The organism is Pseudoalteromonas sp. NGC95, assembly GCF_015864705.1.
In the GTDB taxonomy this organism is placed as follows: domain Bacteria; phylum Pseudomonadota; class Gammaproteobacteria; order Enterobacterales; family Alteromonadaceae; genus Pseudoalteromonas; species Pseudoalteromonas arctica.
Map to the genome: position 1 here is coordinate 1 of NZ_JADYWR010000016.1, position 15791 is coordinate 15791.

Sequence of the window (15791 nt, forward strand, 5' to 3'; positions counted from 1 at the left end):
CTGAGCCATGATCAAACTCTTCAATTAAAAAGTTTTATGTCTTTCGACAGCTCAATGAATTCTGAATTTATTTTAATATCTTTCGATATTGAATTGACTGTGCCGAATAATTACCGAAATAGCTATTCTGTTGGTCACTCAGTTTTCAATTGAGACTCTAATTTGTTTGCCTCACTACCTAAGTAGGTTGGCTGTTAGAACTCAATCTGTACGAGTGCCCACACAGATGATTGCTTTATATTGTTAAAGAACGTTGCGATTATAAAGTTAAACTTTATCTCGCTAGGGCTGCGCATATTACGCTTTCCTATTTTTTTGTCAACACTTAAATTTAAACTTTCTAAAAAGGATTCAAACTAAGTTTTACTTAACACCCTGAGTTGTTCGTGCCTCGCTATGCGTTGGCGTTTCCCGTCTCAGTGGGGTCGCATTATAGGGAGATCCGAAAACAGATCAACCCTTTTTTGAAGAAAACTTTAAATAATGTGCTGTTCGCTGAGTATTTGAGCTAAACGCTCAAAAACACAACTAAACTACCATTATTAATAGGTTCATAGAGCTATTTGAAATGAAAGTTGTGGCAACTACTAACGGGTAGAGACACATTTCGATCATCGATGCGGAAAAAACAACCAATAGAGCAAGAGTCGTATTCCTATAATCATTTAAATTAATCAAAAGCTGAGAATTAAATTGATCAGCCTATGTTTAATAATAGTTTTACATATTTTAGGAGGAAGTTTACTTAGGCCGTAATGGTTAACTTTACTCTGAGGTTCTTAGTACCGGTATATTTATAAGAGTACGCACGTTATATCTTTTAATCAGCTCTATAAGTAGAAACTTCGTTAGGGATTGCTCTAATTGTAGCTCAATTCGCGGCGGTATTATTAATAGCTGTAAATCACAATATATAGTGGAAATGATCTTTAACTAGAATCTGATAGGCTATTTTGAATGAATGGTAAATAAAGAGTAATTAGATAGAGCTATTAAAGCAGCTGTCAAAACAACTTATCAATTCAGAATCTATGAGTCATTGCCCATAATAGAAGGTAATTACTGGTTCATATAGTTTGACAAATTTTAGGCAAGAAAAAGCCGAGCATAGGCTCGGCTTTTAGGTTTCTTTAAGACTTACTCTGCAGACTGTGCGTCTTCTTGAACTGCTTCGCTAGTCGCTGGGCGACCAACTAGTTCAATATAAGCCATTGGTGCATTATCACCAGTACGGAAGCCACACTTAAGAATACGAGTGTAACCACCTGGACGATCCGCGTTACGTGGACCGATTTCACTGAATAATTTACCAACAACTTCATTATCACGCGTGCGAGCAAACGCTAAACGGCGATTTGCTACACTGTCAGTCTTAGCCAGTGTGATTAAAGGTTCAATTACACGACGTAACTCTTTCGCTTTAGGCAAAGTAGTTTTGATGATTTCATGTTTCACCAAAGAACCTGCCATATTGCTAAACATCGCTTTACGATGGCTACTGTTACGGTTTAATTGACGACCACTCTTACGATGGCGCATGACCCTATCCTTCTAACTAAACTAATATAGTGATTTAGATTATTCAGCTAAACTTGCAGGTGGCCAATTTTCTAGGCGCATGCCCAGAGAAAGTCCACGTGAAGCTAGCACGTCTTTAATTTCAGTTAGAGACTTCTTACCTAAATTAGGTGTTTTAAGAAGCTCAACTTCAGTGCGCTGAACTAAATCACCGATATATTGAATTTGCTCGGCTTTCAAACAATTTGCTGAGCGTACTGTTAATTCAAGGTCATCAACTGGACGAAGTAGAATAGGATCGAATTCTGGCTTCTCTTCTTTCTCTTCTGGCTCAGTTACATCACGTAAATCTACGAATGCATCTAATTGCTCAGCTAAGATAGTAGACGCACGGCGGATCGCTTCTTCTGGATCTAAAGTGCCGTTTGTTTCCATATCAATGATTAACTTGTCTAAATCTGTACGTTGCTCAACTCGAGCTGATTCAACCGAGTACGCAATACGTTCAACTGGGCTAAATGATGCATCAAGCAACAATCTACCAATTGGACGCTCATCGTCATCAGAGGATAAACGACTAGATGCCGGCACATAACCACGACCACGTTCAACACGAATACGCATGCTGATCTCGCTGTTATTTGTAGTTAAATTACAAATAACGTGATCTGGATTAGCAATTGTTACATCGCCATCGTGCTGAATATCAGCCGCAGTAACAGGGCCTACACCAGATTTAGTCAGGGTCAGAAAAACTTCATCTTTGCCTTCTAACGTTACTGCTAAACCTTTAAGGTTTAATAGTATTTCAATGATGTCTTCTTGAACGCCTTCTTTCGCGCTGTACTCATGTAATACACCGTCGATTTCAACTTCAGTTACTGCACATCCAGGCATAGATGAAAGTAATATACGGCGTAAAGCATTACCCAGAGTATGGCCAAAGCCACGCTCTAATGGTTCTAAAACTATTTTAGAACGCGTTGGGTTGATAGCGTCGATGTCGACTAACCTTGGTTTTAGAAATTCTGTAACAGAACCCTGCATTTTATCCTCTCTTAACTCTTAACTTTACTTAGAGTAAAGTTCGACGATTAGTTGTTCATTAATGTCCGCAGACAGGTCTGAACGCTCAGGTAGACGCTTAAAGCTGCCTTCCAATTTCTTACCGTCAACTTCAACCCAAGTCGGCTTTTCACGTTGCTCAGCCAACTCTAGAGCAGCGATGATACGTGCTTGTGTCTTAGACTTCTCACGGATTACAACAGTATCTTCTGGAGTAATTACGTATGAAGGAATGTTCACAACACGACCATTAACTAAAATCGCTTTATGGCTTACTAACTGACGTGCTTCTGCACGTGTGCTAGCAAAACCCATGCGATATACAACATTGTCTAAACGTTGCTCTAAAAGCTGTAACAAGTTTTCACCTGTATTACCTTTAAGGCGAGCAGCTTCTTTGTAGTAGTTACGGAATTGCTTTTCTAATACACCGTATATACGACGTACTTTTTGCTTTTCACGTAATTGTAAACCGTAATCAGATAAACGACCTTTACGGGCGCCGTGCTGACCAGGTGCAGTCTCAAGTTTACACTTAGAGTCGATAGCTCTTACGCCGCTCTTAAGGAACAGGTCAGTACCTTCACGACGACTCAGCTTGAGCTTAGGGCCCAAATATCTTGCCATGTTATTTCTCCTAACCTATTGTTAAACGCGACGTTTCTTCGGTGGACGACAACCATTATGTGGTATAGGCGTCACGTCAGTAATGTTGGTAATACGGTAACCAGCAGCATTCAAAGCACGTACAGCAGATTCACGACCTGGACCTGGACCTTTGATGAAAACTTCTAGATTTTTTAAACCGTATTCTTGAGCAGCAGTACCTGCACGCTCTGCAGCAACCTGAGCAGCAAATGGTGTAGATTTACGTGAACCACGGAAACCTGAACCACCGGCAGTAGCCCATGATAGTGCATTACCTTGACGGTCGGTAATCGTTACAATAGTGTTGTTGAAAGACGCATGAACATGAGCCATACCATCAGCAACTTGTTTTTTAACCTTTTTACGACGAATTGGTGTCTTAGCCATAATACTATCCCCTTATCGCTTAATAGGCTTACGAGGACCCTTGCGGGTGCGCGCGTTAGTCTTAGTTCTTTGACCACGTAGTGGTAAAGAGCGACGGTGACGTAGGCCACGATAACAACCAAGGTCCATAAGGCGCTTGATATTTAAAGTAACTTCACGACGAAGATCACCTTCAACAGTGTACTTGCCAACTGCATCACGCAGTACGTCAAGAATTTCGTCTGAAAGTTCACCGATTTTTGTGGTTTCGGCGATACCAGTCGCTACTAAGATAGCCTTAGAGCGAGTCTTACCTATGCCATAAATAGCTGTTAAACCAATAACTGCATGTTTATGATCAGGGACGTTAATGCCAGCAATACGGGCCACTAACACATCTCCTATATTCGAATTTGGTAATCATCTGTTTGAAAAGCCCGTAAGGATACTCAAACGAAGACCAAATTACTACTAAAAACACAGGCCGAGAAAACTCAGCCTGCACGCTGTTTACTTAACCTTGCCTTTGCTTATGCTTAGGCTCACTGCAAATTACGCGTACTACACCAGCACGTTTAATAACTTTACAGTTACGGCATATTTTCTTAACGGAAGCACGTACTTTCATTGCTCAACTCCGTAAACTGACCTTATCGACCGTAGCCTTTAAGGTTCGCTTTTTTCAGCACAGAATCATACTGATGAGACATCAGGTGAGTCTGTACTTGTGCCATAAAGTCCATGATCACTACAACGATAATCAAAACTGATGTACCGCCGAAGTAGAATGGCGTTTGCCACGCCATCGTCATGAATTCAGGCACCAGACAGATAAAGGTTATATACAAAGCACCTGCCAATGTCAGGCGTGTCATCACTTTATCAATGTATTTAGATGTCTGCTCACCTGGACGAATACCTGGGATAAATGCGCCAGATTTCTTAAGGTTATCTGCTGTTTCACGTGGGTTAAAAACCAACGCTGTGTAGAAAAAGCAGAAGAAGATAATAGCCGCAGCTAAAACAAGTGAGTACAACGGTTGACCTGGGGTCAGCGTAGTAGCAACAGCTTGTAATACATCAGCGACTGGACCTTCACCTTGGCCGAACCAGCTAGCAATTGTACCAGGGAACAGAATTATACTGCTAGCGAAGATTGGTGGAATAACACCCGCCATATTTACTTTTAGTGGTAAATGCGTGCTTTGAGCAGCAAATACTTGACGACCTTGTTGGCGTTTAGCGTAGTTAACAACAATACGACGTTGTCCACGTTCGAAAAACACTACAAGATAAGTAACAGCGAATACGATTACCGCAACCATCAACAGTACAAAAACATTCAAATCACCTTGGCGCGCCATTTCGACTGTCGAACCAATAGCAGACGGCAAGTTAGCTACAATACCAACAAATATTAGAACAGAGATACCGTTACCGATACCACGCTCTGTTATTTGTTCACCCAACCACATAAGGAACATAGTACCAGTTACTAAACTCACCACTGCGGTGAAATAGAAACCCATACCAGGGTTAACAACTAACCCCTCCATCATGCCCGGTAAGCTAGAAGCAATACCGATTGATTGAATAGTAGCTAGCACAAGCGTGCCATAGCGTGTGTACTGGCTAATTTTTTTACGCCCTTGCTCACCTTCTTTCTTAAGCTCTATAAACGGAGGATACATATGCGTTAATAGTTGCGTAATAATCGAAGCCGAGATATACGGCATAATACCCAGTGCTAACACTGAAGCTCGCTCAAGTGCACCACCACTGAACATGTTGAACATCTCAACAATGGTGCCCTTTTGTTGCTCGAAGAAATCGGCAAGTACAGCGGCGTCAATCCCAGGGATCGGCACAAATGAACCTAGACGGTAAATTATGATAGCACCCAATACGAAGAGTAATCGGCGCTTCAATTCCGAAAGTCCACCTTGTGCACTTTTTGTATCTTGACCTGGTTTAGCCATTAGTACTTCCTTAGTCTTCTACCTTGCCTCCGGCAGCTTCAATAGCTTCGCGAGCACCTTTAGAGGCTTTAAGGCCTTTAACGGTAACAGCGCGTGAAACTTCGCCAGATTTAACAACTTTAACGAAAAGAACGTTCTTTTTAACTAGACCAGCTGCTTGTAACGCGCTTAGGTCTACCACATCGCCTTCTACTTTAGCGATTTCAAAAAGGTTTATTTCTGCAGATACTAAAGATTTGCGAGAAGTAAAACCAAATTTAGGTAGACGACGTTGCATAGGCATTTGACCGCCTTCAAAACCAACGCGTACTTTGCCGCCAGAACGTGATTTTTGACCTTTGTGACCACGGCCGCCAGTCTTACCTAGACCAGAACCGATACCACGACCAACACGTTTTGGAGCAGTTTTTGAACCTGCAGCAGGTGAAAGTGTATTCAAATGCATCGAATTAACCCTCTACCTTAACCATGTAAGAAACCTTGTTTATCATACCACGTACACATGCTGTGTCTTCTAACTCAACAGTGTGGTTGATACGACGTAAACCAAGACCGCGTAATGTAGCTTTATGTTTCGGTAAACGACCGATAGAGCTTTTTACTTGTGTTACTTTTACAGTTTGATTTGCCATGGTTACCCCAGTATTTCGTCTACGCGAAGGCCACGTTTAGCAGCGATTGACTGTGGAGAATTCATATTCTCAAGAGCCGAAATCGTTGCACGTACCACGTTGATCGGGTTAGTAGAACCGTAACATTTAGAAAGTACGTTCTGCACACCAGTAACTTCTAGTACTGCACGCATAGCACCACCTGCAATGATACCAGTACCTTCAGATGCTGGTTTCATGAACACTAGTGAGCCAGCATGACGTCCCTTAACAGGATGCTGTAATGTGTTGCCATTTAGGTCTACGTTGATCATGTTACGACGTGCTTTTTCCATTGCTTTTTGAATAGCAGCTGGAACTTCACGTGCTTTACCATAACCGAAACCTACTTTACCTGCGCCATCACCAACTACAGTTAGTGCAGTAAAGCTAAAGATACGACCACCTTTAACTACTTTAGACACACGGTTCACCGCGATTAGCTTTTCAGCTAGATCAGGCTGTTGTTGCTTTGCTTCTACGTTAGCCATAGTCTACTCCTAGAATTGCAAACCGGCTTCACGCGCAGCATCAGCTAGCGCCTTCACACGGCCGTGATATTTAAAGCCACTGCGATCAAAAGCAATCTTTTCGATGCCTTTGTCAGCCGCACGTTCAGCAACCGCTTTGCCAACTGCTTGCGCAGCTTCAACGTTACCGGTGCCTTTAACTGTTTCGCTAATAGCCTTTTCAACAGTAGAAGCAGCAGCCAGTACATTACCCTCAGCATTTACTACTTGAGCGTATATGTGACGTGGCGTGCGGTGGATAACAAGACGCGTTGTGCCTTGTTCAATATAATTTCTACGAGTGCGTTTAGCACGACGTAGACGAGCTGTTTTTTTATCCATCGTCTTACCTTACTTCTTCTTAGCCTCTTTACGGCGTACATTCTCATCTGAATAACGAACACCCTTACCTTTATAAGGCTCAGGTTTACGGTATGCACGAATGTTAGCAGCTGTTTGACCAACTAACTGCTTATCTACGCCCTTAACTAGAACTTCTGTTTGGCTTGGAGTTTCAATCGTAATTCCTTCAGGAACTGCGAAATTAACTGGGTGTGAGAAGCCAAGAGTTAAATCTAATGTTTTACCCTTAGCTGCAGCACGGTAACCCACGCCTACTAACTGAAGTTTCTTCTCGTAACCTTCATGCGTACCAACAACCATGTTGTTGATTAGAGCGCGAGCAGTACCTGCTTGAGCCCATGCATTAGCTACGCCATCACGAGGTAAAGTAGTAATAACGTTGTCATTAACTTGTACTTCAACAGCGTTGTTGATAGTACGAGTAAGTTCACCGTTTTTGCCTTTAACTGTGATTTCCTGGCCTTTTAATGTAACTTCTACACCGGCAGGAACAGTAATTGGTGCCTTTGCTATGCGAGACATAGTTCCCCTCCGATTAAGCTACAAAACCAATGATTTCACCACCAACACCAGCACTACGTGCTGTGCGGTCTGTCATTAGGCCTTTAGAAGTTGATACGATAGCGATACCAAGACCACCCATTACCTTAGGTAATTGGTCACGTTTCTTATAGATACGTAGACCAGGGCGACTTACACGCTGGATATTTTCAATTACAGCTTTGCCTTCGAAGTACTTCAACTCGATAGAAAGCTCAGGTTTAGTTTCACCGTTAACGGCGAAATCTACGATATAACCTTCGTCTTTTAGTACTTTAGCTAATGCTACTTTCAGCTTTGAAGTTGGCATCGTTACAGATACTTTCTTCGCTGATTGACCGTTACGAATTCGTGTAAACAAATCCGCGATAGGATCTTGCAAGCTCATAGTCTTACTCCCATGATTCTATTACCAGCTAGCCTTTTTAAGGCCAGGAATTTCACCGCGCATAGCTGCTTCGCGAACTTTAATACGGCTCATGCCGAATTTGCGAAGGAAACCATGTGGGCGGCCCGTAATGTTACAACGATTACGTTGACGTGCAGGGCTAGAATCACGAGGTAAAGCTTGTAGCTTAAGTACCGCGTCCCAACGATCATCTTCAGATGTATTAACATCACTGATGATAGCTTTTAGTGCCGCGCGCTTTTCAGCGAACTGAGCAACTAGTTTTGTGCGCTTTGCTTCGCGCGCTTTCATAGAATTCTTTGCCATAACCCTACCCTTATTTCTTAAATGGGAAGTTAAACGCTTCTAACAACGCACGGCCTTCCTCATCAGATTTCGCAGAAGTAGTGATAGTAATATCCATACCGCGTACACGGTCTACTTTATCGTAATCGATTTCTGGGAAGATGATTTGTTCACGTACGCCCATGCTGTAGTTGCCACGTCCATCAAAAGACTTAGCACTTACGCCACGGAAGTCACGAATACGTGGGATAGCGATTGATACCAAACGCTCAAAAAAGTCCCACATACGCTCGCCGCGTAGGGTTACTTTACAACCAATCGGGTAACCTTCACGCACTTTGAAGCCAGCAACAGATTTGCGTGCTTTAGTGATTAGAGGTTTCTGACCAGAGATTGCTGCTAGATCCGCTACTGCGTTATCTAAAATCTTCTTGTCAGCTAGGGCTTCGCCCACGCCCATATTCAATGTGATCTTTTCGATCTGAGGGACTTGCATGACAGAGCTGAAACCAAACTTCTCTTGAAGTTCCGCAACTACTTTGTCTTTATATACTTCATGCAGTTTCGCCATCATTCTACTCCAACTATTAGATAGTTTTACCAGTAGATTTAAAGATACGTAATTTCTTACCATCTTCAATCTTGAAACCTACACGATCAGCTTTACTCGTTTCCGAGTTGAAGATCGCAACGTTTGATGCATCCATAGATGCTTCTTTCTCAACAATGCCGCCAGCTTGGTTCAATTGTGGAACCGGCTTTTGGTGTTTCTTGATCAAGTTTATGCCTTCGACAAAGATTCGACCAGATTCAGTAACAACTGAAAGCACTTTTCCGCGCTTACCTTTGTCTTTACCTGCTAGTACGATTACTTCGTCATCACGACGTATTTTTGCTGCCATGATTGGCTCCTTACAGTACTTCTGGGGCTAGTGAAACGATTTTCATGAACTTATCATTACGAAGTTCGCGAGTCACAGGGCCGAAAATACGTGTACCAATTGGCTGCAAGTTATCATTTAAGATAACAGCCGCGTTGCTGTCAAAACGGATCAAAGAACCATCTGGACGGCGAACACCTTTTCTGGTACGCACAACTACCGCGTTTTTAACATCACCTTTCTTCACTTTACCGCGAGGAATAGCTTCTTTTACAGAAACTTTAATGATGTCGCCAATCGCTGCGTAGCGACGGTGTGAACCACCAAGGACTTTTATACACTGCACTTTGCGAGCGCCGCTGTTATCAGCAACTTCCAGCTGAGTTTGCATTTGGATCATGTTAATGACCTCCGGTGTAGTAATTACAACGTGTCTAAAATTCGTTTAAAAATCAGACATTTCGATTAAATCCCAATCAAAAAACAAACGAGTTGTCTCTTAAGGGCGGGCAATTGTACCAGCATTGAGGGGGTAGTGATAGGTTATTTTTTAATTAATTTAGAGCGTATGGTTATTAAAGTTGAGTAATTACGGCTATGTAGCTATTTTACAGATGGTTACAAAACAAACAAGGCACTATATAAGTGCCTTGTTTGTTTTAACTATAGATGATTAACCGAATAAACCTTTTAATTTATCTTTAATCTTATCCTTTGCTTTGTCTTTGGCTTTTTCTTTTGCCTCATCAACCTTCTGCTTAGCTTCATCTTTAAGCGCATTGCCTACATCAAGCTTTATACCAACATCGTGGAAAGGCCCTTTTATACGTAGTGGTATTTTAAAACCAGTGCTGTCATCAGTGGTCCCCTGTCCTTCGATTGATCCAACTATGCCTGTAACCAAACGGTAATTAACTGTTGTTTGTGGTAAATCAACATCGCCTTCACCTGATATTCTAACGAGTGGGCTAATAAGTGATAAATCAGTATTTTTACCAACACCATTAGTAAAGTTAAAACTTCCTGTTAGTGCAGAGAAATCTGTTTGCTCTGATTCTTCAAACCCGGTATCCAGCCCTTCAGACGCAGCACCAAAGTTTCCTGAAATGAGTTCCTTACCTTTACGAACCATCTCAGCTATATTCGCACCTTTTACGGCTCCATCAGCAAACTCAAATCCAAGTTTTCCGTTAAGCGCACCAATAAACGACTTTTGACTTTGGCCAGTTGTGTTTAGGTTCCAATTTAAAGACCCCTTACCCATTAGCTTGTCAAAACCTGCCGCATCAGTTAATAAAGGCTGTGCATCTATACCAGCTAAGTCAAAGTTAGTTGATATTTTATAAGGCACTTGTTGTGCGTTTACATTGATAACGCCTTTACCTGACCCTTCATAAGCAGAAAAGCTATCTAGGCTTAGTTTTGCAACGCTATTTTTTAAAGCAACAGTAAATTGATTGGCGCCCAACTTAATATCGTTAGCTTTTAATCCACTTGAACGAATAACTACATTCGCATCTAGTGAATTTAACGCACTTAGATCAATTTTAGTGTCATCCCATACTATTGGCTCTGCAGGTTTATCATTTTGCTCTACTGGCTCTTCTTGTTTTGCTACTGCTTCAGGTAGGTACGGGTTTAAATCAAGCATACCTAAATCAATATCAGCATTTACAGCTAAACGCTTACCTAGGTTAAGCTCGCTCTTACCTTTTATTTCCAATGCGTCTAACGTCGCAACTAAATCTTCTAAATTAAATTTCTCACCTGCTAGGTGCATTTTACCGTTTACACTAAATGCGTTAAAAGCATTGTCTTTAGCGTCTAACTCCACACCTTGCCATTTTGCAATACTTTTAACAGACTCACCGCTTAGTGATAACTGACCCTTAATATCTTGGCCTTGCCCAGCGATGCTCCCTTCGAACGTTAGATCAACTAAACGAGAATCTAAGGTTTGTTTAACATTAAAAGTAGCACCTTCAATTGCTTTAGCAGGAGTATCTAATTTTATATCAAGCTCAAAACGCTCCTGCATATAAGTAATACCCCCTTTTACTTCTAATGTTTTACGAAGTGATGGAAGTAAAATAGCGAGCTCTAAATCACTAATTTGTTGCTTAACACCTGTTAGACCATCTAGATAAGTAAATGTGCCGCCATAAATAGCAACCTCACCTAACTCAATATCAAAGTTATCTGGAAGCTTTATCGCTTCACCTGATTGGCTTTGCTCTTTAGGTTGCTCTGCAACTGCATCAAACAACTGCCAATTAGCTTTACCATTTTTGTCAGTTTCTAATAGGATATTTGGTTCGTTTATAACAAACTTATCTAATTTAAACTCACCACCAAATAATGAAAACCAAGGTATGTGTACAGCAAGCTGTTTCATACTCGCCATATCGGCGCGCGAACCTGATTCCATATTTGCAAAATGCACGTCGTTAAGTTCTAACTTTAATGCAGGGAATACGCTAAGTGTTTTATCACCTTTAATAGTAAGAGTGCGCCCAGTTGTTTGTTCTACTTGCTCAGACACTTTATTAAAAATAGTATCAGTAGGGATTAAAAACGGTGCGGCAACAATTAGTGCTATACATAATAAAAGTATTACACCTACAATTTTAAGTAAGGTTTTCATGATCGTCCTTTCAAACGTGCAAATAATGTTCTTATCATAGCGAGTGTTAGCCTTAAAATCATTGTAGTTGATGTAAAAAAGCCACTAAAACCATTTTACCTGTTATATATGAATCTTTCCTGAAACATTTTGATACCTTTAGGTTACAAATAAATATTGACCCGGTGATACCCCAAGGTTACATTGATACCTAGAGGTTACAAAACATCAAATACTATTACAGGATGAATATTATGAAACAACAGGATATTAAAACTGAAGAAAAATTTATGAGTCAAAATATATGCCTTAGTATAAGCACAGCCATGGTTTGTTTACTTCTCAGTGTTTACTCACTAATAAAGCACGATAACGAAGGGTTATTATTTGTTGGATTGGCCGTTTCTTTTTATGTAGTTATAGTGATTATTTACCTCATTAAAGGAGGCTTTCCGTTAAAAATGTATTTTCAATACGCTTGTAAAGATGAGTTTCTAAACACCATCGATACTAATGCCTTTAAACATACAAGTTTTGCATTTGGATTTTGTCTTCTGGGTGTTTTTTATAAAGGCGATGAAATAGCTAGTGAGGTCTCGCATGCAACTATGGCGGTATTCTACCTAGGTATCGTGCTTTTGGTATATGGCGCTTCATTGCTTTGGCAAAGTCGTGATTAGGAGTGGATATGCAAAATAACATAGCAAAGTATCGAAAAGAGGCTGGGCTTTCACAGCAAGAACTTGCTGATGCTATTAACGTGTCGCGCAAAACAATAAGTACCGTAGAAACAAACCGGTTTACGCCGTCGGTAATAATTGCTCTAAAAATGGCAAAGCATTTTAATATCTCAGTCGAAAGCCTCTTTGTACTGGATGAAAATGATTGATACATGTTAAAGCATTAGTCTCATTTTATTAGCAAAAATATCGATTTAGTCACTTCAATTACAACGTATGGAGGACAGCGCTGTTGTTATTAGCGTAATTGCGCTAAAATAGACCAGCAAAAAAATATATATCTAAACCGGAGATTCTACAAGGCATGAAAAAACTGCTAATTTCACCGTCAAAAATGACGCTAGGCGAACAAGAAAATCAAATCTATCAGAACATTCTGAAGCAATCTTCAGAGTTAAGCCTTAACCTTATGGCCGTGAAAGTAGAAAACCACCCTGATGATTTTTTACCTTGGTGTTACGAATTGCTAAGTGCAAGCAGAGATCGTATGAACTACGATTTGCTAGAGCCACAGCAGTTACCAGTACTTAAGAAGCTACACGATCAGCTTATTTCAGCTATCAGCTTTTTACAGGTTAAAACTTTACGTATTGCTCCGTGGCCTGTTGTAAGTGTATTTGTAGAACAACACAAAGACGTTATTGCACTTGATGAACAGCTTCGTTTGGTAGACTACATCAAAAGCATTCGTGAACAGTCTCTTAAAGATATGATTCCTGAAGACTTACTTGCGTTTAGCGGTAAGCACATGGCATCACTTGATCCAAGCACATACAACTTTGACGTTGAATGGTTTGCATCTACAAAGAGTGCAAAGAGCTTCCATCAAATGCTTGGTGATTTACCAGGTGCTTTTGACGATGCACTAGTGAATATTCCACTTGAAGGTGATATTACTCAATACGAATATCAACAATTTGTTGCTGCTTATTCAAAAATATTCACCGACAACAACGAAAAACCAACACTTGCGCCTGCAACACGACTGCTTGCAATGCGTCGCCCTGATTTATTTACTCCGATTACAAATAATCGATTAGATGCATTATGTGGTGCTCTTGGTGTTTCTAAACTTAAAAATAGTGATTTTGAGCGTTACTGGCAAGATATCGTAAAAGGTATTCAAGCTATGTCATGGTACAAAATGGCTAAACCTAGTAACGAGTTAGAAGAACAATTGGTTGCTATTAAAGCATTAATTCCATGTTTCTTTCACTACGCTGATGCTAAAACACCAGATAACTCTAACTACATTAAACTGCTAACCAAGCCTAAACGTACTACAACTACAACAGGTAAAACTCAGCGTAGAGGTAAAGAGTCTGCAGAAATTCTAGTAGACCGTGCTCTTGCTGCTGACGATATTCCTGAACACATTCGCAGTAAACGTGATTCAATTGTGAGTGAAGTACAAAAAGGTCGCAGCGTAAACGAAACAATTAGCCTTATGCGCACTATATTCGGTTAAAATCTTCTAATTTAGCCGTACTTTTATGGTGCGGCTAGGTTAATTTATGCACCAGCAATGTGCGCAACATCTTCCTTCATGTTATATCCCCATCCTATTCATAAAATTCAAGCTCATGTTTTTAATAAATAAAAAATAATTTTTAATAAAAAATAATGAAGCTGGCACATACAGTGCAATTATCCCGTTAGTTAAACAATAAAAAGCCGTCAGCCTAAAGGTTCCGAATACATAATAAAAACCTTGGCGAGCAAAAATCATATAACGGGAAATGGACATGCTAAAACTAAAAAAAACCATCGCTATAAGTGCTATAGCATTAATGGGCGCAACATCTTTAACGTCAACAGCCGTACATGCTGAAGTAACAGCAAACGCAGCGGCAACATCAAACTACTTATGGCGTGGTCAAGAGCAAACTGGGGGCGATGCAGCTATTTCAGGCGGTATTGATTACGCCAATGAATCGGGCTTTTATGCAGGTACTTGGGCTTCAAATGCATCGTGGGCAGATGAAATGACCTATGAGCTTGATTTATACGCAGGCTTTGGTGGCGACATTAACGAAAGCGTTAGCTACGATGTTGGCTATATTTATTACGCTTACCCAGATGCCGCTTCTGAGGCTGACGCAGATTTCTCTGAAATTTACGGTAGCATCAGTGTTGAAGGCTTTACATTTGGTGCTTCAGTACTTGCAACATCAGCTGCAAGTGGTGATGGTACAGACTTTGGTGATTCACTTTACCTGACAGCTGATTACGGTTTTGCTGTTGGCAGTAACGGCACTGAAATGGCACTTCACTTAGGCCACTACTCTGGTGACTTTATTGGCGATGATAATATCTTAGATTACGGTGTATCAATTTCGAAAGATGGTTTCACTTTTGGTTTATCTGATACAGATATGGATGATTCAGATATTAAAGCTTACGTTGCTTATTCTGTAGACTTTAATTTATAAGAAAGAATGTGTTACTTGCTGCGACACGAAGGGCCTTTTGGCCCTTTTCTCGTTTTATAGCTGTTTTGCTTTAAAGGGTACCTTATTACATTGTACTTCGACTGTTTTAGGGTACCAAGCTGGGCCGATTTGATTCACAACCACCTCAGCTAAACCATTAGTAAACGATTTATACGTATGAACGCTTTGCCACTCCCCTTGTGGGCAATGTGTTGTTAAATCTAACGGCTCTGATCCCTCGTACAACGCAAGTGCAAAATTATGATGCCACTGTGAGCTTTTTAGCGTTTTATTGCTTACTTTGCTCTGTATACCGTTATCAAAGTAAATATTTGTACACCCCGTTAAAATAATCAGTGTGCAACCGGCTGCAAATAGCTTGATGCTCATAATGTCTCCCCTAGTATTTGCTCTTGGCACCACACTTTAATGGTATGGGGCGAGTATATTCCAAGCGTAATTAAACTCAGCGCTCCATCGCTAAACGTTTGTTGTGACTGCATTTGAATAACCGGTGTATTTGAACATATTTGTTTTACGTCTACCCGCTGCTCACCCACTAATCCCCATAAATAAAATGGGCGGCTATCTTCGAAATTAGCTTGGCTCGTTATTTTTGCTGTTGCCTGTGGCTGAATGGTTACCACAGAACAAGCACTGAGGCTTAATGCTATCGCCCCTATAATTAATGGTTTCATACTCTTCCTTATAAACTAAATACCAGTAAGGTAACTTTATAAGAAAACATAAAATATTAGCGTAAAAAGCTGTGAGGAATATGTA

Annotated in this window: 24 protein-coding genes; 4 read left to right on the forward strand and 20 right to left on the reverse strand. The window is 40.7% G+C overall.

The window, feature by feature from the left end:
- Positions 1-1137: 1137 nt before the first annotated feature.
- The 18 genes from rplQ to I6E70_RS14575 all read right to left on the reverse strand — a co-directional run bounded on the left by rplQ (position 1138) and on the right by I6E70_RS14575 (position 11857).
- On the reverse strand, positions 1138-1539 hold the full coding sequence (gene rplQ, locus I6E70_RS14490; protein ID WP_002959450.1) for a 50S ribosomal protein L17: 402 nt from the start codon (positions 1537-1539) through the stop codon (positions 1138-1140).
- 39 nt (positions 1540-1578) lie between these two features.
- Positions 1579-2565 (reverse strand): DNA-directed RNA polymerase subunit alpha, encoded by a 987-nt coding sequence (locus I6E70_RS14495; RefSeq protein ID WP_002959452.1) that lies wholly within the window; start codon positions 2563-2565, stop codon positions 1579-1581.
- 24 nt (positions 2566-2589) lie between these two features.
- Positions 2590-3210, reverse strand: coding sequence for a 30S ribosomal protein S4 (gene rpsD / locus I6E70_RS14500; protein WP_002959461.1), 621 nt, complete (start codon positions 3208-3210; stop codon positions 2590-2592).
- 21 nt (positions 3211-3231) lie between these two features.
- Positions 3232-3618, reverse strand: coding sequence for a 30S ribosomal protein S11 (rpsK, locus tag I6E70_RS14505; RefSeq protein WP_002959471.1), 387 nt, complete (start codon positions 3616-3618; stop codon positions 3232-3234).
- Positions 3619-3630: 12 nt separating this feature from the next.
- Positions 3631-3987, reverse strand: coding sequence for a 30S ribosomal protein S13 (rpsM, locus tag I6E70_RS14510; RefSeq protein ID WP_007584664.1), 357 nt, complete (start codon positions 3985-3987; stop codon positions 3631-3633).
- A gap of 124 nt (positions 3988-4111) precedes the next feature.
- Complete coding sequence (rpmJ, locus tag I6E70_RS14515; protein ID WP_002959476.1) at positions 4112-4225, reverse strand: 50S ribosomal protein L36; 114 nt, start codon at positions 4223-4225, stop codon at positions 4112-4114.
- Positions 4226-4247: 22 nt separating this feature from the next.
- Positions 4248-5576 (reverse strand): preprotein translocase subunit SecY, encoded by a 1329-nt coding sequence (secY, locus tag I6E70_RS14520; protein ID WP_007584663.1) that lies wholly within the window; start codon positions 5574-5576, stop codon positions 4248-4250.
- Between the two features lie 10 nt (positions 5577-5586).
- The gene (rplO, locus tag I6E70_RS14525; RefSeq protein WP_002959480.1) at positions 5587-6021 is read right to left on the reverse strand and encodes a 50S ribosomal protein L15; all 435 of its coding nucleotides are present in this window, start codon (positions 6019-6021) and stop codon (positions 5587-5589) included.
- 4 nt (positions 6022-6025) lie between these two features.
- The gene (gene rpmD, locus I6E70_RS14530) at positions 6026-6208 is read right to left on the reverse strand and encodes a 50S ribosomal protein L30 (protein ID WP_002959482.1); all 183 of its coding nucleotides are present in this window, start codon (positions 6206-6208) and stop codon (positions 6026-6028) included.
- Positions 6209-6210: 2 nt separating this feature from the next.
- Positions 6211-6717, reverse strand: coding sequence for a 30S ribosomal protein S5 (gene rpsE, locus I6E70_RS14535; protein ID WP_002959485.1), 507 nt, complete (start codon positions 6715-6717; stop codon positions 6211-6213).
- Positions 6718-6726: 9 nt separating this feature from the next.
- Complete coding sequence (rplR, locus tag I6E70_RS14540; RefSeq protein ID WP_002959486.1) at positions 6727-7077, reverse strand: 50S ribosomal protein L18; 351 nt, start codon at positions 7075-7077, stop codon at positions 6727-6729.
- A gap of 9 nt (positions 7078-7086) precedes the next feature.
- Entirely contained in the window at positions 7087-7620 is a 534-nt protein-coding gene (rplF, locus tag I6E70_RS14545) for a 50S ribosomal protein L6 (RefSeq protein WP_002959488.1), read from the reverse strand.
- A 13-nt stretch (positions 7621-7633) separates the two neighbouring features.
- A complete protein-coding gene (rpsH, locus tag I6E70_RS14550; protein WP_007584660.1) occupies positions 7634-8026 on the reverse strand; it encodes a 30S ribosomal protein S8 in 393 nt (130 codons plus the stop codon).
- 21 nt (positions 8027-8047) lie between these two features.
- Complete coding sequence (gene rpsN, locus I6E70_RS14555) at positions 8048-8353, reverse strand: 30S ribosomal protein S14 (protein ID WP_010554914.1); 306 nt, start codon at positions 8351-8353, stop codon at positions 8048-8050.
- 10 nt (positions 8354-8363) lie between these two features.
- The gene (rplE, locus tag I6E70_RS14560; protein WP_010554915.1) at positions 8364-8903 is read right to left on the reverse strand and encodes a 50S ribosomal protein L5; all 540 of its coding nucleotides are present in this window, start codon (positions 8901-8903) and stop codon (positions 8364-8366) included.
- 16 nt (positions 8904-8919) lie between these two features.
- Complete coding sequence (rplX, locus tag I6E70_RS14565; protein ID WP_002959496.1) at positions 8920-9234, reverse strand: 50S ribosomal protein L24; 315 nt, start codon at positions 9232-9234, stop codon at positions 8920-8922.
- Between the two features lie 10 nt (positions 9235-9244).
- Entirely contained in the window at positions 9245-9613 is a 369-nt protein-coding gene (rplN, locus tag I6E70_RS14570; RefSeq protein WP_002959498.1) for a 50S ribosomal protein L14, read from the reverse strand.
- Positions 9614-9886: 273 nt separating this feature from the next.
- Positions 9887-11857 carry an AsmA family protein gene (locus tag I6E70_RS14575; RefSeq protein WP_197189007.1) on the reverse strand — a complete coding sequence of 657 codons (1971 nt, stop codon included), beginning with the start codon at positions 11855-11857 and terminating at the stop codon, positions 9887-9889.
- Positions 11858-12090: 233 nt separating this feature from the next.
- Between I6E70_RS14575 and I6E70_RS14580 the strand changes: the two genes are divergently transcribed.
- From I6E70_RS14580 to I6E70_RS14595, 4 genes are all read left to right on the forward strand, one after another.
- Positions 12091-12516 (forward strand): hypothetical protein, encoded by a 426-nt coding sequence (locus tag I6E70_RS14580; RefSeq protein WP_197189008.1) that lies wholly within the window; start codon positions 12091-12093, stop codon positions 12514-12516.
- An 8-nt stretch (positions 12517-12524) separates the two neighbouring features.
- Entirely contained in the window at positions 12525-12725 is a 201-nt protein-coding gene (locus I6E70_RS14585) for a helix-turn-helix transcriptional regulator (RefSeq protein WP_197189009.1), read from the forward strand.
- 155 nt (positions 12726-12880) lie between these two features.
- Positions 12881-14044 (forward strand): hypothetical protein, encoded by a 1164-nt coding sequence (locus tag I6E70_RS14590; protein ID WP_024591362.1) that lies wholly within the window; start codon positions 12881-12883, stop codon positions 14042-14044.
- Between the two features lie 277 nt (positions 14045-14321).
- Positions 14322-15008 carry a TorF family putative porin gene (locus I6E70_RS14595; protein ID WP_024591363.1) on the forward strand — a complete coding sequence of 229 codons (687 nt, stop codon included), beginning with the start codon at positions 14322-14324 and terminating at the stop codon, positions 15006-15008.
- Between the two features lie 54 nt (positions 15009-15062).
- Here the strand turns inward: I6E70_RS14595 and I6E70_RS14600 are convergent, their stop codons facing one another.
- The gene (locus tag I6E70_RS14600) at positions 15063-15398 is read right to left on the reverse strand and encodes a Bor/Iss family lipoprotein (RefSeq protein WP_024591364.1); all 336 of its coding nucleotides are present in this window, start codon (positions 15396-15398) and stop codon (positions 15063-15065) included.
- On the reverse strand, positions 15395-15706 hold the full coding sequence (locus I6E70_RS14605) for a Bor family protein (RefSeq protein ID WP_166378888.1): 312 nt from the start codon (positions 15704-15706) through the stop codon (positions 15395-15397). Before I6E70_RS14605 ends, I6E70_RS14600 begins: the two co-directional genes overlap by 4 nt.
- Positions 15707-15791: the final 85 nt, after the last annotated feature.